The sequence below is a fragment of the Candidatus Methylobacter oryzae genome (assembly GCF_003994235.2).
Taxonomy (GTDB): Bacteria; Pseudomonadota; Gammaproteobacteria; order Methylococcales; family Methylomonadaceae; genus Methylobacter_A; species Methylobacter_A oryzae.
This window is the reverse complement of sequence record NZ_RYFG02000009.1, coordinates 266-22,973: the sequence shown is the minus strand read 5'-3', so window position 1 is coordinate 22,973 and position 22,708 is coordinate 266. Positions and strand designations below refer to the sequence as shown.

Below are 22,708 nucleotides of genomic sequence, written 5' to 3'. Positions count from 1 at the left end.
AACCGGTCTCGTTTATCGATTAGCAAACTTTAACCAAGCGCTTCCACCTGATTATTTAAAGTCATCTGTTCAAGCCATTTCTTCATCACATGCATGTGATGATTTTCAGTCATCCTGGCCTGCTGGAACTTGTCGATATAATCGCTAAGGCCCGATTCGTCGGCAAGTTCGATCAGCAGCTCCCAAGCCGCAAAATCCGCCAACTCCGCCATTAAAATGGCCTCCACGCACTGCGGAATGGAGCTGCGGGGATCGTTCAGGACCTGCATTAAGCCCATAGCCGCCATACCGGCCGAATCGGCGCAAGGCGTCTGCGCGGTCGGGTCTCCGCCCATCGAAGCGATACAATCCCTGACCAACGAAAAATGCTCGGCTTCATCGTTGCGGAATTGCTCCAACGTTTCGATGTCTAAAACCGGCTGGGCGGATTTGCATTTTGTAATCAACGCATCGTAAAGCCGGATACCGCTACGCTCAAAAGCCATCCTCTCGCCCAGCTTATCGATCAATACCGACGGACTATTGCCCTGAATAGCCAGCACGCCTGTACTAACGGCTCCGCGAAGCGTACTTGGCAGAGGCACTGCGCCCAACTGTTCCGAATGTTGAATATAACTTTTGCGCAGGGTAAACGCATCGCATGCCATATCTTCGGCATGAGGAGGAAATTCCTCGCAGCCTTCAAGCATTGCCTGGGTCATGACCGGATGAAGTTGCGCCGGTGTTTTGTTTAATCCAAATTCAGCAGCGTCTTTCATAACCTTTTCCTCAGTGTTGAAGTTGACTGACATTCATCGGATGGCTGAGCTTGTTAACCTCGCCTCCCGGCATCCAGATATAATTAAGCGCAACGATTTCCGACGGCACGCCGTCGGCATTGATGCGTTGACGGTAAGTTTTCGAAGCGACGCTTTCTTCGGACATATCGACAAAAGCCGTGCCCTTCGCGCGCAAATTGACCTCATTGCGCAAAACCTCGCGAACAAAATTCCGCTGGCTCTCGAAAGCAATCGGTTCCGGCAAAACGGCCGGCACAACGCTTTGCGCATCGCGGTTTTCGGTACGTTCGAAAATATCGCGGACAAAGTGGAACTGGCCCAACTCGTATTCCAAAAAGCGTTCCCAGATCGCTTTCACCTTGGAATTCTTTTCCTGTTGGGCACAGCCGTAATAGTTGTAAACCTCGTTGGCTTTGTGCAACAGCCATTTCTCAAGCCACGTTTCGCCGTGATCCATAATGCATTGATACTGCGTCACGTGCTGTTCTTCGATATGCGCAATTTCCGCATACAGTTGCCGGGCCAGCGGGTCGCTAAACAGCGGGCCGATATTCATATAATAATTCCAGGTCTGCTGCTCTGCCGAAGTAATCGTCAGCGCATGCATTTTGGTCAGCGCATGGGCTTTGTGGCGGTCGTAGCATTCCCGTAAATCGTCTTCCGGCGCGCGGTGCTCGTAAATCGTCGGACGGCCCGGCAGCACGTCGGTGTAGCTTTGCAGGATATTATTCGAATCCTTGCCTTCGAGCCTATCCAGCAATGCCGAATAGCGGTACATATGATCGAAGTCTTCCAGCAGTCCAAAACGGTAAATTTGCGCAAGATAAGGGTTCGGCTCGGTTTGCGCGACAGCCGCAGTCACTTCGATGGCAACCTGCTCGTAGGCGATAGTGGTTTCAAGCGGCGAGTGATCGGCGCCGAGCATCCAGTTAATCAACGTCGCCTGGTTTTGATCGATGCGCCGAAGCTGAGCCAAAGGCAATTGAAGATTCTTATTCATCCGCGCGCAAGCCCTGGAAAACTGGATCGATTCCAGCTCGATGCCGTTCATCAAGATGATCATGACCCGGGTGAAAGCATCGTCGTCCAGTTTGCTGATAGGAACCTGGACCATATCCCGCCAGGTCAAATGCTGTTTATCGATCGGGAGTCCCCGATGTTCAAAAATATTAAGTGCCATTGCTAATCTCCTCGGATATGGATTGAATTTCTATTAAAAGCCGATGATGCGCTCACTAGAAACAACGCGGACTTTATGTCTTCAGTTAATCGCCATAGTCAGGATTGGAAAGCGGAGGCCGCCGTGTCCAAAAGCCGATCCGGAATACAGACATGCGATTGTTCGGCAGCCGGCTTGGCTTCAGTTAAGGAAACGATTCCTCTTGAGTTTGATGGAAGTGAATAATGATCTTTGTTACGTAATGCATGCGGCTTAACAAGTTGTATAGTTAATCATAGGCGAATAAACATAGCGGGTCTGTCCGGCATCGCACATAAAGGCCTGAACAGCTTCAAGTAGCGGAATACCGGTGTTACGCGAACAGAGAAAAAAGCATCGTCCACGAAAGGCACGAAAAACACGAAAATTGTTAAAACCCATCGTTTCCATGCTCAGGCTGCCGTTAAGCCCGGACATCCATAAACATCCATGTTTTACGACTGCCATGGACGGCGGAAGTGTCGCAATCGGTAGGGAACCGGTGCGACCGACTGCCATGGATGGCGGCCGAAACTGCTATCCATGGTGCTGGAACTGCCGGGAGCGGCCCCGGTAAAAACCTGTAAGGTCTAACCGGCAACGTTCCGAACAAACTGGAAAAGTGCTGGATGCGCCCTGCGGGTTACGTCATCCTGAGTCCTCTTTTTTTTGTGCTTTTCGTGGACGGCTCTTACCCAAGCGTCCTCAATTTTACGCTCGGCAAATACTTTAACCCTATGCCATAAGTATTTGCCGATATTTATATTCCAAATAAATCGCCCTATGCTTCATTAAACTGATAAAAAACGGTGCGAGGAAAAACGTCTTGAAACTACCCTTTAAAGACCGCAGCCAGGCTGGGAACTTACTGGGCCGGACACTGGCTAGCGAATATCAAAACCGCACCGACGTTATCGTTCTTGCGCTGCCTCGCGGCGGCGTTCCGGTTGGATTCGAGGTAGCCCGGATCATCGACGCGCCGCTGGACATCATGTTAGTGCGCAAACTGGGGACGCCGGGGCATGAGGAATTGGCGATGGGCGCAATCGCCAGCGGCGGCGTCTGCGTGATGAATGCCAATATCATAGAAGCTCTCGATATTAGCCAAGAAGCGATAGAGGATGTCATTACGGCAGAGCGTCAAGAACTGGAGCGGCGCGAACGGGCTTATCGCCTAGACCGGCCGCCTCCGGTAATAGAAAAGCGCCATGTCATCCTGACAGACGACGGCTTGGCCACCGGTGCAAGCATGCTGGCCGCCGTCTCCGCGCTGAGACAAAGAAAGCCCCTGTTTATCACCGTTGCGGTACCGGTCTCCCCGGCCGATACCGTACAGCGGCTGAAGCAGGAAGCCGATGAAGTGATCTGTCTGGCAATGCCCAACCCCTTTCCGGCTGTCGGTTACTGGTATCGGGAATTTCCGCAAACCAGCGACGACGAAGTCCGCTATTTTCTGGCACATGCCTGGGCCAGGCATGCCCCCGATTCTTTAAGCGCGGTACAAAACCATGACTAATCCCGCCGCCCCGATGGCGAACGACGTCAACATAGCGTTTGACGATTTCTCTCTTACCGGCTCCCTGGCTATTCCCGAGCCCGCGAAAGGCCTGGTGATATTCGCCCACGGCAGCGGCAGCAGCCGGTTCAGCCGGCGCGACCCACCTATTCGAAGAACACGGCAAATTGGCACAAGCGGCAAACCTCGCCCGCGACTGGTTTCTACGCTATCTGTCCGGGCAGTAAGCGTCGACGCACTCCGGCTGTTCTCGCCCGGAGAAAGCCGGATCTTCGGCAAGAGCATCGCCGCCACGCTCGCGGCACGGTTTACAGTAATTCCAAACCATATTGATGCGCCTTCTCTGCGGAGCGGGGTTTGCCCTCCCGCTCCGCTAACGTTTCTTGAGAACTCTTCGATTGCGCTCAGACACACCTTTCATCAGGCATGTCCATCCCGGTTGCTTAATCAATAAGTCAATGACATGCCGACAAATACCGAACGTCCCATGCCAGGAAGGTTACGATTGTTCGTATAGCCGGGATCGGGGAAAGTAATGCTCATTGCATAATAATCGCCCGCATTGACTCCGGCTAACGGATGGTAATATTGCTTGTCCAGGATATTGTCCAGGCCCACATCGATGCTCAAGTGTTTCCATTGATAGCCGGTTTTGGCGTTCAAAAGCACATACGAAGGCGTCTTCAATTCGTTACGCAGTTTTTGCACATCTGTCTTGGCATCGACAAACTGCATTTCAAGCGCATTTGTCCAGCCGTTCAATTTGTGATCCAAACTCAACTTGGCGTTGAAAGGCATCATGTGATACAGGTTGCCGCCATCCATGCGCTCGCCCCGTACATAGCTCATCGCGGTATGCGTGCCGAATTGCCCGAAAGTCGAATGATCAAGCAAATCGGCTCTAGCGCTCAAATCCATACCCCAGAGACGGGCGTCGTGATTGGCATAATTAAGAAACAAGAATCCGTTTGCCGGCTGGGTTCTAAAACTTGACGGCGCGGCGGTACCGCAGACAGGATTGGAACTGCCGCAGCGGTCGGCATCGATAAAGTTCTCAACATAACTAAAGTACGGAGTCGCCTTGATTTCCCAAGCGTTATGTTCAGCATCGTGAAATGCCGCGGTAAAGCTGATGTTATGGGCGGTCTCCGGTTTCAAATTAGGATTGCCGACATAGCCGTTGCCGTCCCCTAACGAACCTATCATGCTCATTTGCATTGAACCGGTGCTCCAGGGATACAGTTCATAAATACCGGGCGCGCGATTCTTGCGGGCGTAGCCGAATTCGTATTGACTGGTATTATTGGGCGTAAATTGCAATAAAGCGGTCACATCAAAGGTATCGTAGTCGCGCGAACGATCTTGATTATTGAAGCGGGCGGCTTCCGCAAACTGGTTGGTCCAGGCGTCGCGCACGTTTTGGTTGAACCATAAAGCCCTGTCGGCGGCCGACACGTTGGGATTGAAGTATGGCTTCACCACGCCGGCCCCGGTCATGGTGCGGTCGTAGCGCACGCCCAATGTGGATTTTAATTCGGGCGACCAATCCGCATTCCATTCCGCGAAAGTTCCCAATCGGTCACGCGTGGCATTATTCAAATTAACGAACGCATAAGGCCACATTCCGCCGTAGTCGTTGACGCTTTTTTGCCCGCCGTTGACCGGATCCCACCACTCATCCAATTCATTGGCATGGAATTCGTTGCCGATCCTGAATGTATCCCGTTTTCCGTAAGGAATTTCCGCTTGCACCTTATAGCCCAGGTTGCGCCCCCTGACATCCATCGGCATTAGCGCATGAGAGGTGCCGGGCGGCTGCGGAAACAGCTTGTCGTAGCCGATGTCCATGAAATGGTTGGTATTTTCCAGATACAAAGTGCTTTCGAGATTACCCCAGTCGTAATCCCCTTTGTAGTGAATATTGCCGAAGATGCTGTCGTTCTTCAGCATATCCATGCGTACCGTGGGAAAGCCTTGAAAAGGAATATGCTGTTGCCCGCCTTTAAATTCCAGCAAATGCTTATCGAATTTGAACGCCAAAGCGAACGCGTGATTTTGGCTTTCGTATGCGGTCGATTCGACAGCTTGGCCGATGCCGCTACGGTAATTATTGCTTTCGCTATGCGAACCGGTGTAATCCAAACGCACGTTTTGGTTCGCTATGCCCGCCGCAATAGAGCCGCCAAAGGCATCGCCATTGCTGCGGTAAAACGACGAGGCTTTGCCGTTAAGCAAAATATCTTTACCCGGTTCGGCGAATACCGGTTCCGGCGATTGCACGGAAATCGTGCCGCCAATGCTGTCGCCGCCCATGCTGACCGGGGTGACGCCTTGCATGACGATGATTTTTCCGACATTGGTCCGGTCGATGTACGACAACGGCGGATTCATGTGGTTGCCGCAAGCCGCAGCAATGGTCATGCCGTTAATATCGATTTTTATCCGGTCGTCGTTTAAACCGTGAATAATCGGTAACGACGATACACCGCCGCCGGCTTGCATGCTCATTCCCGGAACATCTTCCAGTAATCTGGCGGTATCCTGAACTTGTGCTTGGCGTCCATTAGTGTCTTGAGCTGAAATTTCCGTTGTGCTCAAGCCGGTTGACGCCGGCTTTTTTCCTATGACTTCCATCAGCGGCAAAGCCAATGCTTGGCTCCCTGCATCCGCGGTTTTAATCGCAAACGAATCTTCAGCCGCGGATGAATAAATCAGTCCGCTGCCTGCGAGTAATTTTTGCAATGCTTCGCGCGGACTGTATTGGCCTTTCAGTGCCGAGCTGTTTTTTCCGGCGACCTGGTTTTCGGAAAAAAATATGGCCACGCCGGCCCGGTCCGCTAACTTTTGCAATGCGCTGTGCAGCGGCTGGGCCGGAATGTCGTAAGATTGTGCGGGCTCGCCCGCTACCGCGCTGCCTATGCTTGCGCACAATACGGCGGTCAGCTGCACTCTCATCGTATGGTTCATTCATTATCTCCTGTGTTTTAGTGACGTTCGGTAATTAAAACGAAGAGCTAAAAGAAAGCCGCCACAACGAAGCGCAATTTTTTTCGATTGAGGATTTGCATGCCGTTACGATCGCGCATGCGGCGATTTTTACAATAGACGATGGGCTTAAGGGGCTTGCAAAAGTCCGTTCGCAGTTGCTTAAAACATTGCAATTTTATGGGGCCGACTAGCAAGACCCAAGTTTAATGATGTATCTTATGTGTCTGTTTTATGTATGCTTGAGGTATGCGATGCACATCAATTTATCCCCGGAAATAGAGCAGTACTTACAAATGAAAGTAGGTACAGGTTTTTATAGCAACGCATCGGAGGTAGTGCGCGACGCTATCCGGCGAATGCGGGAAGAAGACGAAAAGCTTGAGAAGCTTAAGGTGGCAGTAAAAATAGGCGATGAACAACTCGAACGCGGCGAAGGCGCAATTTACTCAGCCAGTCGACTCAATGCCATCACTGAAAAAGCGTTTCACAACGCGCATAATGGCAAGAATGTCAGTTCCGATGTTACAGGATGAACCGTCAATCATCCTATCGCCGCAGGCGGAGGAGGATTTTGCCGATATTCTCCAATACACGCTGGAAAGATGGGGAGAGCAGCAGTTGTACAATTATCGTGCTGTTCTGGATAAAGTCCTGTTAACGATTCGGCAGAACCCACAAATTGGACATCAACGGCCTGAAATTTCTCAAGATCATCGGTCCTTTCCCGCTGGACAGCATGTCATTTTTTATCGTGCCGAGCAGCGTGTTGTCTATGTTTCACGCATTTTGCATGAGCGCATGGATATTAAAAGCGCGTTTTAAAAATCCGCCAACCGTCTTGCCGCCATTAACGCTTGGCCAGCACGATCTCGCCGCTTTCCGAATGATGAACCGTCAGGTTCAAACTGTTGGCGATGGTGGCAAGATTGCTTTCCAAGCGCTTGACCGCAAACGTGCCGCTGACTTTGTTGCCGGCCAGTTTTGGATCGGCCAGTTTTAGCTGAACATTATGGTAGCGGCCGATTTCCGCCAGCACATCGTCGAGCCGGCGATTGTCGAAAATCAGTTTACCGCGCCGCCAAGCGGTGGTATTGGCAATACTGAATTTCGGCGGCAATGTTATAAACTCGCCGTTTTGATCGTAGGCAACGGTTTGCGATGCGATCAGCTCGCGGCTTTGTTTGGCCTCGACGCGGACGCTGCCTTCCTGCACCGCAACGACCACTTGTTGCGCTTGGCGGTAAACGTCGAATTCGGTGCCGATATCAATACTGCGCCCGGCACCGGCGGTAACGATAAAAGGCTGTTCGGCATTGTGCGCCACGCTGAAAAACACTTCGCCTTTCACAACGTCTACCGAACGCTGCCGGCGATTGATACGGACCTTGACTTCGCTATCGGTATTCATTTCCAAAGTGGAGCCATCGGGCAGATTAATGATTTCGTGACCGCCGCGCGCAACGGCATAGCTGGCGCTGCTGCCGTACCAGCCGTCGGATGAAAAAGTGGCAGTGCCCAAGGTCAACAGGACTAAGGCGGCTGTTGCTAACCTTGTCCAACGATGAGCAACGGTTTTTCGTTTATTCGAGCGATACCGCAGGGCTTCGCTTCGGCTTATTGTGTCGGTTTTCGCAGCCTGTTCCAGCCAGTTCATGCGCCGGGCGATTTCGGCATAGGCTGCCTGGTGCGCCGCACTTTGTTGAACCCAGACAGCGAAAGCTTTTCGGTCAAACTCCGTGCAGCTTTGCGCGCTCAGGCGTATCAGCCATTCAACGGCTTCATCCTTGAGTGTTTCGACATTATCGCTTACTACGGGTGTGGTCATGGTATCGGCGTTTGCCCAGTCATTGAGTGGGAATATTATTGAATATAACGAACGGAGGGAAAAGTTCCGCCACTTATTTGTTTAATTGAGCGGGTCCTTTTTATTCGTCAAAGTTGCTGTGCTTGAGCAGATGGCGCATCGCGTTGGCGAGATAGCGCTCGGAATTGCGAACGGATATACCGAGGCGCTTGGCTATTTCGGCGTGCGACAGACCTTCGATACGATTGAGTAAGAAAGCGTTACGCGTAATTTCCGGGAGTTCCTGAAGCATGTCGCGGAGCATATCCAATTCCTGTTGTTGACTCAAGCGCAATTCCGGCGAAGGCGTTACAGCCTTAACAAGTTGCGCATCAATTTCGACATCCTGCGTTGACGTTTGTTGGTAGCGCGCCTCCAGCACTTGCCGACGGTGGTAATCGACGGTCAGGTTCGAGGTCGTTCGATAAAGAAAGGCGCGGATATTACCGATGGATTCGGGATTGGGATGCCGCATTAGGCGCAAATACGCCTCTTGAACCAAATCTTCCGCGGCACTGCCGGCACGCTGGCTGGCAAAGAACAGCAGTTCCTTGCTGTGCCGGCGAAACAATATATCCATTAAGCCATTAACGCTCATGCGGGTAAATTTTAGAAACAAACTTATGAATATTCCGGTGCATCAGAACGCGGTGGATTTAAGACTGATAGAGCCCGGAATGCCTTTTATTTTTTGCTTTTGAGCCGGGTACCGAAGTCGGCTTTCAAGGTCTCAATCGCGGTCAAAGGCTAAAGCAAAATATAAGCCATTGTTGTTTCCAACTATTGCGAAGCATCCCGTAATGAATCGGAGTGCTTTTCAGGTTATTGATATATCAATAAATAACATGAAATGAAGAATCCGTTCACGGCAACTGCCGGCAATCAGGTTGGCGGAAAAGGAATAGGTGAAAACACGTATTTCTATTTATAAACATGTCATATGCCACAGTGATCTCCTCTCAGCACCGGCAACGGTTTTTCTCCCCCCGAAAAACAGAATCATTTAAAGCTGAAAAAATCCGTCACTAATTGACTGTTTTCTGCTAGAGCCGGAGCCTGTCGCCGATTCAGCTAAGTATTTCCGCCTATTGTAGAAAAACCTTGGCTTGCCTAATCTACGCTGATTTTCAACTATCGATTTTTTAGGATAAAAATGGCAAAAATTGTTTGTGTACTGTACGACGACCCGATTGACGGCTATCCGCAATCCTACGCCCGCGATTCGATACCGAAGATCAGGTCTTATCCCGACGGTCAAACCGCTCCGACGCCCAAGGCCATCGATTTCATTCCCGGCCAACTGCTGGGCAGCGTGTCCGGCGCGCTGGGTTTAGGCAGCTATCTGGGAAGCCTGGGCCATACGCTGGTGGTGACTTCCGACAAAGACGGCGAAAACTCGCGCTTCGACCGGGAGTTGCACGATGCCGACATCGTCATATCGCAGCCGTTTTGGCCCGCCTACCTGACCGCGGAACGCATCGCCAAAGCGCCGAAATTAAAACTGGCGCTGACCGCCGGCATCGGTTCCGACCATGTCGATTTGCAGGCGGCGATGGAACGTAACGTCACCGTCGCCGAAATCACCTACTGCAACAGCATCAGCGTCGCCGAGCATGTGGTGATGATGATCCTGGGCCTGGTGCGCAACTACATTCCGTCTTACCAATGGGTTGTCAACGGCGGCTGGAATATCGCCGACTGCGCGGCGCGTTCGTACGACCTGGAATGCATGGAAGTCGGCACCGTCGCGGCCGGGCGCATCGGTTTGGCGGTGCTGCGGCGCTTAAAACCGTTCGACGTCAAACTGCATTACACCGACCGCCACCGCTTGCCGCCTGAAGTTGAGCAGGAACTGGGCTTAATCTGGCACCCAAGCGTTGACTCGATGGTGCGGGTTTGCGACGTGGTGACGATTAATTGCCCGCTGCACCCGGAAACCGAGCATATGTTCGATGACGCGTTACTGGACAAGATGAAACGCGGCGCTTACCTGATCAATACCGCCCGCGGCAAAATCTGCGACCGCGACGCGATTGCCAGGGCCCTGGAAGACGGCCGCTTGTCGGGTTATGCCGGCGACGTCTGGTTCCCGCAGCCGCCGCCGCAAGATCATCCGTGGCGCAGCATGCCGCATCACGGCATGACACCGCATATTTCCGGCACCAGCCTGTCAGCGCAGGCCCGCTATGCGGCCGGCGTTCGGGAAGTACTGGAATGCTGGTTCGAAGGCCGGCCGATCAGGGACGAATATCTGGTGGTCAATAACGGCAAACTGGCCGGAGTCGGCGCTCATTCCTACAGCGCAGGCGACGCCACCGGCGGCTCCGAGGAAGCGGCCAAGTACAAATTGAGTGCTTGAAAAATGGAACACGGATGACGCGGATTGGACGGATTTACACCGATTTTATCGAGATCAATCGTCAGGTAGGGCTTGCCGTGCGCGCCTTACCTCGTTCCCACGCGCTGCGTGGGAATGCATTGTAGGACGCGCTGCGTCCCGATTTGTCCAGTCTCCGTTTTCTATAAGCTAACCGTGACTCACGGCGCAGCGCGCCTTGACTGCATTCCCACGCAGCGCGTGGGAACGAGATAAAAATCCGTGTAAATCCGCCCGATCCGTGTCATCCGTGTTCTATCATCAACCACAGGAACAAAGCCATGAAACAATTGCACCGAATCACCCACACCGATCAATCGCACTGGGTAGGCGACGGCTTTCCGGTACGCACGCTGTTTTCCTACAATACGCCGGACGCCGAAGTCAGCCCGTTTTTAATGCTCGATTATGCCGGCCCGACTTATTTTCCGCCGGCAGCAAAACCCAGAGGCATCGGCTTCCATCCGCATCGCGGCTTTGAAACCGTAACCATTCTTTATCAAGGCGAAGTCGAACACCTCGATACGACAGGCAACGGCGGCCTGATCGGCCCCGGCGACGTGCAATGGATGACTGCTGCGAAAGGTCTTCTACATGAAGAAATGCATTCCGCCGCGTTCACCCAACAAGGCGGAATCTTTGAAGCTATCCAGCTTTGGGTCAACCTACCCGCCAAATACAAAATGGTCGAGCCTCACTATCAACCCATAACCGGCAAGCAAATTCCTGCCGTCAAGCTGGACCCACACGGCAGCGTGATGAGAATCGTTTCAGGCAAGTACCGGGACGTCAAAGGTCCGGCAAACACCTATACCCCGGTTAATTTATGGGACCTACGCCTGCCGGGCGGCCAAACGGTTGAAGTCGATTTTCCCGAACACTACACAACAATGCTGTTTGCGCTAAAAGGCAGTGCGAAAATCAACAATTCGGCAACGCTGGGCGAGGTTGAGTTGGCGTTTTTTGAGCGGGCAGGCAAAACAGTCACGCTGACTGCGCTTGAAGACACGACTATTTTGGTCATGAACGGCGAGCCGATTGACGAACCGATAGCCGGTTTCGGACCGTTTGTGATGAATACGCAAGAAGAGATCCGGCAAGCGATTAAAGATTTCAGTTGAATAGTTAACATCGCAGTGCCGGCTTATCTAAGAATCATGCCTGAAGGCGATCAACCGGCCATGTCAAGTCGCCCTACAAACAGCCTAATACTTTGATTTAACAGCATTTTTCGCCAGATTTATTGATATTTATAACAAAATGCCAGTTTATCCTTAAAACGTGAAAGCTTCTGAAGATAAATGCGAAAACGTCAAAGCGGTTATGCCGCTAGAGCGAAGTCCCCCTATCTTCATAATTCTTACACATTTAATGACAACAATGTCTTGTAAGCGATTAGGATAAATTATGCATAGAACAATTCGAGGCCAATTATTTTTAGCTTTTCTGGTGACAACGCTTCTTGTTGTTTTAGGAATGTATGTTTTTATGCGTTGGTCTTTAAATCGAGGCTTTTCCGAATTTATAGAAACGCGTCAGCAGGAACAAGTGACAAACGTCATTGAAGGACTTAGCGAATACTATAAAAATAACCAGGGCTGGGGCAATCTGGCGGCCGATAAGCAAAAATGGATTGATCTATTGTGGCAAGCTAATCCTCATCATCATGATCGTCCGCACTCATGGTTTGAGCAGGCGCGCACGGAACCACCCGATTTTTGGCCGCCGGCATTGCCCGAGCCACCGGCTAGTAAAAAGCGGTTTATTCCTTTTGGACTACGCGCCATGCTATTGAATGCCGACAAAACAATTATTTTCGGCCGCCAAGACGCCTTACCGCAATTATCTTTACAACCTATACGTTATCAAGAAAAGATAGTTGGTTTTCTAGGTCTATTACCGAATAAAACCGTCAACCATGACAGTGAAATCCGCTTTATGGAACGGCAATCCGAAGCGTTTATCTTGATTGCATTAATCATGGTTCTTTTATCCGCATGCCTTGCATGGCTGCTGGCGTTCATCTTGGGCCGGCCGCTTAAACGTATTACAACCGCGGCCAAAGCTCTTGCTGTAGGCCGCTATAACATTCGGCTCCCCATTGAATCGACAGACGAGCTCGGGCAACTGGCACAGAACTTTAACGATATGGCCGGCGCTCTGGAACAGTCAGAGCAGTCAAGGCAGCGCTGGGTAGCGGATATTTCTCACGAATTGCGTACGCCGTTGGCGGTATTACGCGGTGAATTGGAAGCCTTACAAGACGGTATACGCCCCTTGACCACGGAGGCTATCGATTCCCTGTTTGGCGATGTGATGCGGCTTAATCGTTTAACGGAAGATCTATATCAATTATCCCTGTCCGATCAAGGTGCGTTAAGTTATCGTAAAATTCCCGTTAATCCGATAGAAATATTAATAGAAGACTTGGCCGCGTTAAAACCGGAATTCCAAAACAAGCACATTAGTATTCAATGGATTAATAAATTGTCGAACGCTGTTAATATTTACGCTGACCCGGACCGCTTATCTCAACTTTTCCGGAATCTGCTTAACAATAGCGTTAACTATACCGATCCCAACGGCCAGTTAGTCATCTCCGTTGTTCGTAAGATTGATAAGTTGGTGCTTAATTTCTCCGACACTGAACCGGGCGTACCCGAACACGAACTCCCCAAATTATTCGACCGCTTTTATCGGGTAGAAAACTCACGTAACCGTTATCACGGCGGAGCAGGACTAGGCCTGGCTATTTGCAGCAATATTGTCGAAGCTCACAACGGCACCATTCAAGCATGCTCGTCTTCTCTAAAAGGACTTGCGATTCAAATTGAATTACCGATTAGTTTATGAATCATATCCTGATTGTAGAAGATGAATTAAAACTGGCTCGCCTGCAAGCGGACTATTTACAAAATGCCGGTTTTACCACTGCTTGTTTAAATAACGGCTTGGAGGTATTGCCATGGCTTAAAGCAAACCATACTGATTTAGTATTGCTGGATTTAATGCTGCCCGGCTGTGACGGTCTGAATATCTGCCGTGAAATTCGTAGTTTCAGCACTGTTCCAATCATCATAATAACGGCGCGTATTGAGGAAATCGATCGCTTACTTGGATTTGAACTGGGAGCCGACGACTATATATGCAAGCCTTTCAGTCCGCGCGAAATGGTCGCACGCGTTAAAACAGTGCTGCGCAGGGTACACACACAAACGACTGCCGCTCCTGTCATCAGCCTGAAACTGGATCCTCACAGTTTCCGAGTGCTTACTGCCGAACAAGAAATTGAATTAACCACTGTCGAATTCCAACTACTGCAGGCTTTGTACCAGCAACCCGGCCGTATCTTTTCGCGCTCAAAATTAATGGATTTAATTTATCAAGATCAGCGTATTGTCTCCGATCGAACTATCGATAGTCATATCAAAAAGCTGAGAAAGAAATTAATTTATTTATTGCCGGATCAGGAGCTGATTCACTCAGTATATGGCGCAGGCTACCGTTATGATCCACAGAATCGGGTTGATTAATTAAAGCTTGCACATTGTTTACGCATTTTCTTCAAATTGTTTGCGTTTTCCATCGTTAAAGTAAGCATCGTCAAAAACAAAAACCGCTATTTTTGCAACTTATGAGGAAAAACATGAACAAGAAAATCGTCGCTGTCGCACTGGTTTTTTCACTTCCATTCACCGTTGCCGCATTTCCGCATGGCCAATGCGATGCAGATGGGCATCGTGCAAATAGAATCGAACACCTCACTAAGAACCTCGATTTAACTGCCGAGCAAAGAACACGATTGGAAGACATATTCAAGGAACAGAAGGACAAATCCAAAATCATCCATGAACAAATCCATGCACGGATGCAGGAAGTTCTAACCCCGGAACAAATGGCAAAACTGGATGAAATGAAAAAACAACGTCATCAGAAATGGCGGAAGAAATGCGAAGAAGCTTTAAACAATCAAAAAGCTTCTAAGCCAATGAAATAGTTTCTTGCGATGCTGCCTTTATAAAGCTGAGTTGAACGGCTTGTCCGTTCAAACGAAACTTATGGCCTTTGGCTATAAAGCTGAGTTGGGCAGCTGGTCCGCTCAAACCCTACTTATGCCCGTTGGGCATAACCAGGAGATAGATAAAAATGATGAAAAAAAATCTATCAATCTGTTTGTTAGCTTTAATTACCGTATTAATTTCCGGTTGTGCCAAGACTACTTGGATGAATCCCAATAAACCCGATAAACAGGCTCAAATGGATCTCGCGGAATGTCAAAATAACGCCATCAGAAAAAATGAGCCCATGCAAACCTGTATGACGTCAAAAGGTTATTACACTGACGCCTCTAAATAAATAACGAAGAAAATGCTATCTATCGCTTAGGAGTCACATAAAAATTATGCTCATTCTTCAAAATTCAGTTTTTTTACATTACCCCAAAACAGGGGGAACGTGGGTAAGAAACGCAATCGCAGCTTCAGGTATTAATTGCGATAATTTTGCTATTGATGAGAATATACATCTCGGCCTGAAAGAATGCCCTTATCAGGATAAGTTCAAGTTTACTTTTGTTAGGCACCCGGTCAATTTATACCGATCCTACTGGCAATATAAAATGACTCATGGATGGGATGAAAAAAATCCGCTTGATATAAATTGCCAATCCGGCTGTTTTCAAGAATTTGTCCGCCGCGTACTTGATCAGTATCCGGGTTGTTATTCAAAGAGCTTTCTTGATTTTATCGGCCATCCGGATCACGAAATAGAATTTATAGGCCGGAACGAAAATCTTGTCGAAGATTTGATAACAGCATTGCGAAATGCCGGGGAAACCTTTGATGAGAACGCTATTAAGACATTCCCCCGCCAGAATGTTAGTAACCAAAGCAAATTCCCCGCAAATTACTCCAGTCAATTAGAAAGTGAAGTTAGAGAAGCTGAAAGCATAATTATCAACATGTTTAAATATGACTGAGTGATTGCTTTATCGTTGGCAAGACCACTAATCATCAAATGTTAATTTAATCCGTTAGCGCTATTTAATTAAACATCTATCCGGCAAAACACTGGCAACCGCTTGAAATTACCGTAAGTCTGCCGGTTTCCGATTCGATCAGGGTCGCAGTTTATGCCGCAACAACGCTACTTCGCGCGGCGTGACTCGCTTTGCCCCGTTCCCCCAGCTATTACGAATAAAGCTAAGCACGTCGGCAATCTGCCGGTCGGAAAATTTTCCCGAAAAAGCAGGCATTTCCTCAGGCTTGGGCTCTTTCGTCGTTTGTACCGTTTTGCTGCCTTCCAGCAGCAGGCGGATCAGCGAGGTCGCGTCTTCGGCAAGAACGCTCGAATTTCCGGCCAGCTTCGGAAACTTGCCCTCCTCGCCGTCCCCGGTTTCTTTATGGCATTTAGCGCAAAAATTATGGTAAAGGCCTGCGCCGGGGCGCTCGAATTCGCCGGTGATCAGGGCCAACGACGCCTTCGCAACCTCGGGCAAATCCGGTTTATACGCGGCGGTTTCGCCGTGGGCGGGAAGCGATTTCAGGTAATATGCAATCGCGCCCAGATCGTCTTTATGCAAATATTGCGTACTGTTTTCAATAACCTCGCCCATGCTGCCGAATGCGGTGGTTTGCCCGCCGTGACCGGTCGCCAGGAATGAGGCGATATCGTCCTCGGACCAACGGCCCAAGCCGGAAGCGGTATTTCCGGTCAGGTTCGGCGCAAACCAGTTATCCAACGCATTTCCGCTTAAATACAACGGCGACGATTCCGTATAAGCTTGTTCCTGGAACGCAAAACCGCGAGGCGTATGGCAAGTACCGCAATGCCCCAAAGACTGCACCAGGTAAGCTCCCCTATTCCATTGCGCGTCACGATCGTTACGCGGCTTATACGGTTCGTGTTTGACAAAAACGGCATCCCAGAAAATCAGGTCCCAGCGTATATTGAACGGAAAAGGCAGCTTCGTTTCCGGCGGCTTGTAATCGGAGGGTCTCACCTCGGTCATAAAATAAGCGTAAAGATCGCGAATATCCTCATCGCTTATCTTTGCGAACGACGGATAAGGCATGGCCGGATACAGGCGGCTGCCCTCCTTGTCAATGCCGTTGCGGACCGCGCGGCTAAAATCGTACAGCGTGTAACGGCCGATACCGTTAACCAGGTCCGGCGTAATATTCGATGAATAGATTTTCCCGAACGGCGAATTAAGCGGCTTGCCGCCGGCAAACGGCCGCGCTTGCGGCCCGGCCGTATGACAGGCTACGCAATCCCCGGCCCTTGCCAGGTAAGCGCCGCGGTTAACGTCGGCCCGCCCCGACGGATCCGCGCCAGCCAGACTCGGCAACGCGCACATTGCAACGTTAACCAGTAAGATAAGTCCGACTCTGATTAAAACCACGGGCGGCATGGCGGCACCAGAAACACTGCGCAGATGTTGAATATCACCGCAACGATAAAGATAAAACTCGACAGCAGGCTTAGCTTGACCAGGAAGCGATTTCTGTCTTCTCCAGGTTGGACATACCCAAACCGTTGCCGTGACCGCCAAACAGCAAAGCCGGACAGCGCCGCCAGTGCAAAGCAGCCGGCATTAATCCCAATCAGTACGGCGGGCAAGTTTTTCAAAATAGGCGCGGACAGCGGCACGTCGTAAGGATAACAAGCATACGCCGCAAACGGCTCGCTCAATAACAGCTGTGCAACCCATGCAACCGGAGCGCCAAGCAAACCCAGCCATAGCCAGATCATCGCAGTCAAACTTCGGCCGGAGGCTGGGGCTTCAACAGAGGGATGGTTAGCGGAAAAGTTCATAGCCTGTCCTAGATTAGTTAGAAACATGACCCAAGTTATTCATTGATACTACGGACAAGGAGTACGTCTCCCGTTTGCCGCGCCGAGCACCGGAGCTTTCGGTGGAAATAGCCCGCAGGGGCGCTGCATGGATGCAGCGCGTTGACAGAGGGCCAGGGATGGCCCTTCTGGCAACCTCCATCGAAAGCGAGGAGCGAAGGAAGTAAGCGGCAACCGGGTCGCCTTTTCTTTGGTTACTTTCTTTTGGCGACGCAAAAGAAAGTAACTCGCCCTCGGGGGCGAGACCCCGATTCAAATAACCGTCGCATAAGCGACTCTTTAAACATTAATCTTAACTAACCAAAAATCGCCCTACCCCACATAAGGCAACAAATACAAAGTCGTGAACACGAACAACCAAACCACATCGACAAAATGCCAATACAGCCCGCCAATCGTAACAGCCGCATAGCGCCGGTGGTCAAAATAACCGAGCGAGATCCAAAGCAGCAGCACCAGCAAAATGACCACGCCGACAATCACGTGCAGCATATGAAACCCGGTAATCGTGAAATACAACGATCCGTATAGGTTCGACGCCATACCGTAAGCCTTCTTGCTCCATTCGTTGAGCTGAACGGCGACAAAGATAATCCCCAGAATATGCGCAAACGCCATCCATGCCATGCTCCAGCCCATCATTGAGCGCTGGAGGCAACGCTCGCAGGCCCATACGCATACGCTGCTGGTCAGCAATATCGCGGTATTGACGCCCGGCACGAGTAACTCCGGCAAGCCCTCGGGCGGCCAGTGCTGTTCGGTTTGCGACGCCAGGTAGAAATAGCTGAACAACAAATAGGTAAACAGCGAAGCTTCGGTCGCAATCAATGCCAGCACGCCCCACCAACCGCCGGAACGCCTGCCCTCGCTGCCGACCGGCAACGGCCGGTCCAGTGGTATCGTTTCAGCCATGAGCCGCTCCTTTGTCATAGTCCGGCACGCGCTGGAGCAGGGCTTTTCTCGGCCACATCCATACCGCCAACGACACGCAGCAAGCCAAGACCATCAGCGCCGTAAAATCCGGCCAATGCAGCAACATACCGACAAACAGCAACGCATTGAACAAGCCCAGGAAAAAAGGCGCGTAAGAATCTTCCGGCATTTTCAGGATCACGTCAGGTATCGCGTCCAGCGCCGTCGTGCCGATAGTCTCCCGCCCTTCCATCAGTAAATAACCATGATCGAGACTAGAGCGGCCCCCACCCTCGTCAATGCGATCCTCCCATAACGGATGGCGGCTGGCGACCAACGGAATCACCGCAAAGTTGTAAACCGGCGGCGGCGACGGCACGGCCCACTCCAGCGTCGGCGCATCCCAGGGATTCGCGGTTGCCGGTGAGCCGCGCCTCAAGCTGACAAATAGATTGACGATGAATATCAAAATGCCGGCCGCAAAAATAAACGAGCCAATCGACGTGATCATATTAGTCGTGCTCCAGCCCATGTGCGGCGCGTAGGTATAGATACGGCGCGGCATGCCCAGCAAACCCAGCAGATGCATTGGGAAAAAACCCAGATTGAAACCGACGAACATGACCCAAAAACTCCATTTTCCCAATGTTTCGTTCATCATCCGTCCGAAGAACTTCGGGAACCAATAATAAATGCCGCCGACCACCGGAAACACGTTGATACCGAGCAGCACGTAATGCAAATGCGCGACGATGAAATAGGTTTCGTTCAGCTGTAAATCCAGCGGCACCGCTGCTGTCATCACGCCGGAAAATCCGCCGATCGCAAACAAAATCACAAACCCTGCAAAGAACAGGAAGGCGGTATTGAACACCGGCCGCCCCAACCATATCGTCGCAATCCATGCGAACACCGCAACGCCGCTCGGAATCGAAATGACCAGGCTGGTCGCGCCGAAAAACGACAGCGCCAGCGGCGGCAAGCCGGTCGCGAACATATGATGTATCCAGACGCCGAAGCCGAGCAACATCGTCGCCATCGTCGACAGCGCGACGGCCGAGTAACCTACCAGCGGATGCCGGCAAAACGTAGGCAAGGCGTCGGAAACGATACCCATCGCCGGCAGCACGACCACATAAACCCAGGGATGACCGAACATCCAGAACAAGTGCTGCCAAAGCAGCGGCTTGCCGCCGTTTAACGTATCGAAAAAGTGTGTGCCGGTTTGCCGGTCCAGCCACAACAGGAAGAAAGCCAGACTGACGGAAGGCACCGCGAATACATTGGCGACCGCGGCGGTCAGCGTGCCCCAAACCAGTATAGGCACGCGGCCGATCGACATGCCCGGAGCGCGCGTCCTGAACAATGTGACAATGAAATTGATCGCGCCGACGGTGGTCGAAATCCCGAGCAACACCATACCGAGCGCGTAAACGTCGATATTCGGTCCGGTGTTGTACTCCGCTCCGGAAAAAGGCACGTAATTAAACCAACCGGCGTTCGGTGCTTGCCCAAGAGGAAAGCTGCAATATAAAAAGATCCCGGCAAACAGGAAAACCCAGTAAGAAAACGCGTTAAGGCGCGGAAACGCCATATCGCGCGAACCCAACATCAACGGCCATAAATAGTTCGAAAAACCCGACAATACCGGCAGCGAGTACAAAAAAATCATCGTAATGCCGTGCATTGTGAACAGCTGGTTGTACTGTTCCGGCGTCAACAGGGTTTGGTCCGGCCGTGCAAGTTGCAGGCGCATGATCAACGCTTCGACGCCGCCCATCAGCAAAAAAATAAATGCGGTAACCAAGTAGCGGATGCCGATGACTTTATGATCGACTGTCGACAACCGGCCGCGCCATCCGGGCGTAGATTCCCATAGTTCGGCAAGACGGCGTTCGGCCGCCGAGCCGATTGGAGCGGAACCCATCTCAGGTACGCGGGTCAAGCTAGGGCCGGAGGTATTTTTAGCGGCATCGGTCATGGCATTCTTTCCTAAAGTTTCTTCGTTAGTTAGAAACATAAGCCAAATTATTCAAATACAAGGGGGTTGCCAGAAAGGCCATCCCCCGGCAACGCACTGCATCCATACAGCGCCCCTAACGGTAATCACTCGGTACAGTCCCTGTACCTCGCCCTTCGGGTGCTGCGCATGCAAATCGGCTATCCTGCCGATTTGTTCCGCCGAAAGCTCCGGTGCTCGGCGCGGCAAACGGGAACCTATCCGTGCCATAACAAATTCCTACTGCTCAACAGATGGCGTTTAACAATAGGATTAATATTAACTAACCGGCAATTTCTCTAGTTCAGCGTCGATAGAAATGCCGACAACGCGCCGATCTCCGCCGCCGTTAACACCATGCTGGGCATCCGCGCGCCCGGTTTAAGCTGCTGGGCATGGGTAATCCATTGCGTTAAATGATCCGGGGTATTGGTCAGTAATCCCCCGGCAATCAAACGGCGCGATTGCAAATGCGTCAAATCCGGCGCGTGTGCTCCGACCGCTTCGGTTCCGCGAACGGTATGGCAGCCTGCGCACTGGTCCAGGAAAATTTTCTGTCCGGCCATGACATCGATTGAGATTGTAGCCTCTTTGCGCTGGGCGTCCTGCCAGCTCCTGAATTCATCCTCTTTTTGCGCGACAATCTCCAAGCCCATATGCGCATGTTGCACGCCGCAAAATTGCGTGCACTCTCCCCGGTAACTGCCTTCGACGTCGGCCTGAAGCCATTGCCGGTTGGTCAATCCTGGAATCGTCTGCGTTTTTCCGGCCAGCACCGGCACCCAAAACGCATGGATCACATCCGCGCTTTTCAGCTTGATCAGTAGCGGCCGGCCGACCGGAATATGTATCTCGTTAGCGGTCACAAAGCGGCGGCTTGGGTCGTCGTCTTCATACTCGACTTTCCACCACCAATCGTAGCCGGTGACGGTCAGAGTCAGCACCGGCGCGCCTGTCGGCTTAGCGACGGCATTCAACGTCACCAGCATATAAATAGCCATCGCAAATAAAATGCAGGTCGTTATGCCGGTTCCGATATATATACATTGCATGCCTTGAGCCTCGCGGCGTATTGTCGGAGGATACAGGGCCGAACGTTTATGAAGGACGGCCCAAAGCAACAGCAGTGCGACGACCAAGAAGATTGCGACTAAAACCGCGACAAACACCCATCCCAAATACATCGTAGGCATTGAAGCCGGACCGTAGCTATGCAGAAAATAGTTCAACGGGGCTATTTTTTGATCATCCATCGTCTACATCCAAGTTTGGAATTGTTGGCCCTGCCCTATGCAAAGCCTTTTAGGATTTGGTTAAAATAATTTTCCGAAACCACTGTTTTCCATCGTCAAGCCGTTCGTGCCGAGCCCTTCGACGACGCTCAGGAGAGCCTTGTCGAAGTATGATCGGCTTGACGAGGCTGGAGAGATTATTGCCGGCCATATCCTTAAGCGGCCTGCTTGTTAGCTATTCTTGCAACGTGAGTTCCTTGGAAACGGGCGATTTTCAGTTCGTTCTCCGAAGGTGTGCGCTTATTATCGGCGCCGGCCAGCGTTCCCGCGCCATAAGGCGAGCCGCCGGTAATTTCGTTCATGTTCAGGATCTCCTGGCAGGAATAAGGCACGCCGACGATGATCATGCCGTGGTGCAGCAACGTCGAATGAAACGAGGTGATTGTGGTTTCGTGCCCGCCGTGCTGTGTCGCCGTGGACGTAAACACGCTGCCGACCTTGCCGATTAAATTGCCGTTCACCCACAACTTGCCGGTCCGGTCGAGGAAGTTGCGCATCTGCGCGCACATATTGCCGAAACGCGTCGGCGATCCGAAAATAATCGCATCGTAGTCCGGCAGCTCGTCCACCGTCGCAATCGGTGCTTCCTGATCAAGCTTCGCGCCGGCTTTTCTTGCGATCTCTTCCGGTACCAGCTCGGGCACGCGCTTGATAATGACGTCGGTACCTTCGACGCTACGCACACCTTCGGCCACCGCTTTAGCCATCGTTTCGATGTGGCCGTACATGCTGTAGTAAACAATCAGAATCTTTGCCATCTATGTCTCCTTACAGTGGACTTGGCGCCCGTGGAAGCAAAAAATAGCATGGGTAAGAAGTTGGAAATATTCGTAGCACTACCTATCGATAAATTCAGAGTTGATCCAATGGACTCAACACTCCCCGGCCGCCTTTATTCAATACATGGGTATAAATCATTGTCGTGGAGACATCGCTATGTCCCAACAAT

22 protein-coding genes are annotated in these 22,708 nt (G+C 51.3%); 11 read left to right on the top strand and 11 right to left on the bottom strand.

The features are described from left to right. Positions 1-29: 29 nt before the first annotated feature. Both EKO24_RS01095 and EKO24_RS01090 read right to left on the bottom strand, forming a co-directional pair. Positions 30-758, bottom strand: a complete 729-nt coding sequence (locus EKO24_RS01095) for a ferritin-like domain-containing protein (RefSeq protein WP_127028614.1) — start codon at positions 756-758, stop codon at positions 30-32. A gap of 10 nt (positions 759-768) precedes the next feature. Next, a complete protein-coding gene (locus EKO24_RS01090) occupies positions 769-1,959 on the bottom strand; it encodes a hypothetical protein (protein WP_127028613.1) in 1,191 nt (396 codons plus the stop codon). Between the two features lie 844 nt (positions 1,960-2,803). On the opposite strand from EKO24_RS01090, the gene EKO24_RS01085 reads away from it, so the two are divergent. Together EKO24_RS01085 and EKO24_RS22755 are read left to right on the top strand one after the other, a co-directional pair. After that, on the top strand, positions 2,804-3,493 hold the full coding sequence (locus EKO24_RS01085; RefSeq protein WP_127028612.1) for a phosphoribosyltransferase: 690 nt from the start codon (positions 2,804-2,806) through the stop codon (positions 3,491-3,493). Then, a complete protein-coding gene (locus tag EKO24_RS22755; protein ID WP_206667188.1) occupies positions 3,486-3,947 on the top strand; it encodes a hypothetical protein in 462 nt (153 codons plus the stop codon). Before EKO24_RS01085 ends, EKO24_RS22755 begins: the two co-directional genes overlap by 8 nt. On the opposite strand, the gene EKO24_RS01070 is transcribed toward EKO24_RS22755, so the two are convergent. Beyond that, positions 3,941-6,460 carry a TonB-dependent receptor gene (locus tag EKO24_RS01070; protein ID WP_127028611.1) on the bottom strand — a complete coding sequence of 840 codons (2,520 nt, stop codon included), beginning with the start codon at positions 6,458-6,460 and terminating at the stop codon, positions 3,941-3,943. The two genes, EKO24_RS22755 and EKO24_RS01070, sit on opposite strands and share 7 nt — an antisense overlap. A 227-nt stretch (positions 6,461-6,687) precedes the next feature. On the opposite strand from EKO24_RS01070, the gene EKO24_RS01065 reads away from it, so the two are divergent. Both EKO24_RS01065 and EKO24_RS01060 read left to right on the top strand, forming a co-directional pair. Next, positions 6,688-7,014 (top strand): type II toxin-antitoxin system ParD family antitoxin, encoded by a 327-nt coding sequence (locus EKO24_RS01065; RefSeq protein ID WP_338323990.1) that lies wholly within the window; start codon positions 6,688-6,690, stop codon positions 7,012-7,014. Beyond that, the gene (locus EKO24_RS01060) at positions 6,989-7,303 is read left to right on the top strand and encodes a type II toxin-antitoxin system RelE/ParE family toxin (RefSeq protein WP_206667187.1); all 315 of its coding nucleotides are present in this window, start codon (positions 6,989-6,991) and stop codon (positions 7,301-7,303) included. Before EKO24_RS01065 ends, EKO24_RS01060 begins: the two co-directional genes overlap by 26 nt. A 25-nt stretch (positions 7,304-7,328) precedes the next feature. On the opposite strand, the gene EKO24_RS01055 is transcribed toward EKO24_RS01060, so the two are convergent. Together EKO24_RS01055 and EKO24_RS01050 are read right to left on the bottom strand one after the other, a co-directional pair. Further along, positions 7,329-8,306: a FecR family protein gene (locus EKO24_RS01055; protein ID WP_127028608.1), complete on the bottom strand. Its 978-nt coding sequence runs from the start codon at positions 8,304-8,306 to the stop codon at positions 7,329-7,331. A gap of 100 nt (positions 8,307-8,406) precedes the next feature. Then, positions 8,407-8,922: a sigma-70 family RNA polymerase sigma factor gene (locus EKO24_RS01050; protein WP_127028607.1), complete on the bottom strand. Its 516-nt coding sequence runs from the start codon at positions 8,920-8,922 to the stop codon at positions 8,407-8,409. A gap of 555 nt (positions 8,923-9,477) precedes the next feature. On the opposite strand from EKO24_RS01050, the gene EKO24_RS01045 reads away from it, so the two are divergent. From EKO24_RS01045 to EKO24_RS01015, 7 genes are all read left to right on the top strand, one after another. After that, positions 9,478-10,683 (top strand): NAD-dependent formate dehydrogenase, encoded by a 1,206-nt coding sequence (locus EKO24_RS01045; protein WP_161990543.1) that lies wholly within the window; start codon positions 9,478-9,480, stop codon positions 10,681-10,683. Between the two features lie 299 nt (positions 10,684-10,982). Then, on the top strand, positions 10,983-11,822 hold the full coding sequence (locus EKO24_RS01040) for a pirin family protein (RefSeq protein ID WP_127028605.1): 840 nt from the start codon (positions 10,983-10,985) through the stop codon (positions 11,820-11,822). 367 nt (positions 11,823-12,189) lie between these two features. Beyond that, on the top strand, positions 12,190-13,554 hold the full coding sequence (locus EKO24_RS01035; protein ID WP_241674350.1) for an ATP-binding protein: 1,365 nt from the start codon (positions 12,190-12,192) through the stop codon (positions 13,552-13,554). Further along, on the top strand, positions 13,551-14,234 hold the full coding sequence (locus EKO24_RS01030; protein WP_127028603.1) for a response regulator: 684 nt from the start codon (positions 13,551-13,553) through the stop codon (positions 14,232-14,234). Before EKO24_RS01035 ends, EKO24_RS01030 begins: the two co-directional genes overlap by 4 nt. A 113-nt stretch (positions 14,235-14,347) precedes the next feature. Next, positions 14,348-14,698 carry a Spy/CpxP family protein refolding chaperone gene (locus tag EKO24_RS01025; protein ID WP_127028602.1) on the top strand — a complete coding sequence of 117 codons (351 nt, stop codon included), beginning with the start codon at positions 14,348-14,350 and terminating at the stop codon, positions 14,696-14,698. A gap of 149 nt (positions 14,699-14,847) precedes the next feature. Next, positions 14,848-15,057, top strand: a complete 210-nt coding sequence (locus EKO24_RS01020; protein ID WP_127028601.1) for a hypothetical protein — start codon at positions 14,848-14,850, stop codon at positions 15,055-15,057. A 46-nt stretch (positions 15,058-15,103) separates the two neighbouring features. Beyond that, on the top strand, positions 15,104-15,679 hold the full coding sequence (locus tag EKO24_RS01015) for a sulfotransferase family protein (RefSeq protein WP_127028600.1): 576 nt from the start codon (positions 15,104-15,106) through the stop codon (positions 15,677-15,679). A gap of 138 nt (positions 15,680-15,817) precedes the next feature. Here the strand turns inward: EKO24_RS01015 and EKO24_RS01010 are convergent, their stop codons facing one another. The 6 genes from EKO24_RS01010 to wrbA form a co-directional block, all read right to left on the bottom strand. Continuing rightward, positions 15,818-17,113, bottom strand: coding sequence for a cytochrome c (locus EKO24_RS01010; RefSeq protein WP_127028599.1), 1,296 nt, complete (start codon positions 17,111-17,113; stop codon positions 15,818-15,820). Then, positions 17,095-17,517, bottom strand: coding sequence for a hypothetical protein (locus EKO24_RS01005; RefSeq protein WP_127028598.1), 423 nt, complete (start codon positions 17,515-17,517; stop codon positions 17,095-17,097). The genes EKO24_RS01010 and EKO24_RS01005 overlap by 19 nt, the downstream gene beginning before the upstream one ends. Before the next feature lie 351 nt (positions 17,518-17,868). After that, the gene (locus EKO24_RS00995; protein ID WP_127028597.1) at positions 17,869-18,468 is read right to left on the bottom strand and encodes a cytochrome c oxidase subunit 3; all 600 of its coding nucleotides are present in this window, start codon (positions 18,466-18,468) and stop codon (positions 17,869-17,871) included. Then, a complete protein-coding gene (ctaD, locus tag EKO24_RS00990) occupies positions 18,461-20,449 on the bottom strand; it encodes a cytochrome c oxidase subunit I (protein WP_127028596.1) in 1,989 nt (662 codons plus the stop codon). Before ctaD ends, EKO24_RS00995 begins: the two co-directional genes overlap by 8 nt. A gap of 317 nt (positions 20,450-20,766) precedes the next feature. Then, positions 20,767-21,720, bottom strand: coding sequence for a cytochrome c oxidase subunit II (locus EKO24_RS00980; RefSeq protein WP_127028595.1), 954 nt, complete (start codon positions 21,718-21,720; stop codon positions 20,767-20,769). A 194-nt stretch (positions 21,721-21,914) separates the two neighbouring features. Beyond that, complete coding sequence (gene wrbA / locus EKO24_RS00975) at positions 21,915-22,517, bottom strand: NAD(P)H:quinone oxidoreductase (protein ID WP_127028594.1); 603 nt, start codon at positions 22,515-22,517, stop codon at positions 21,915-21,917. Positions 22,518-22,708: the final 191 nt, after the last annotated feature.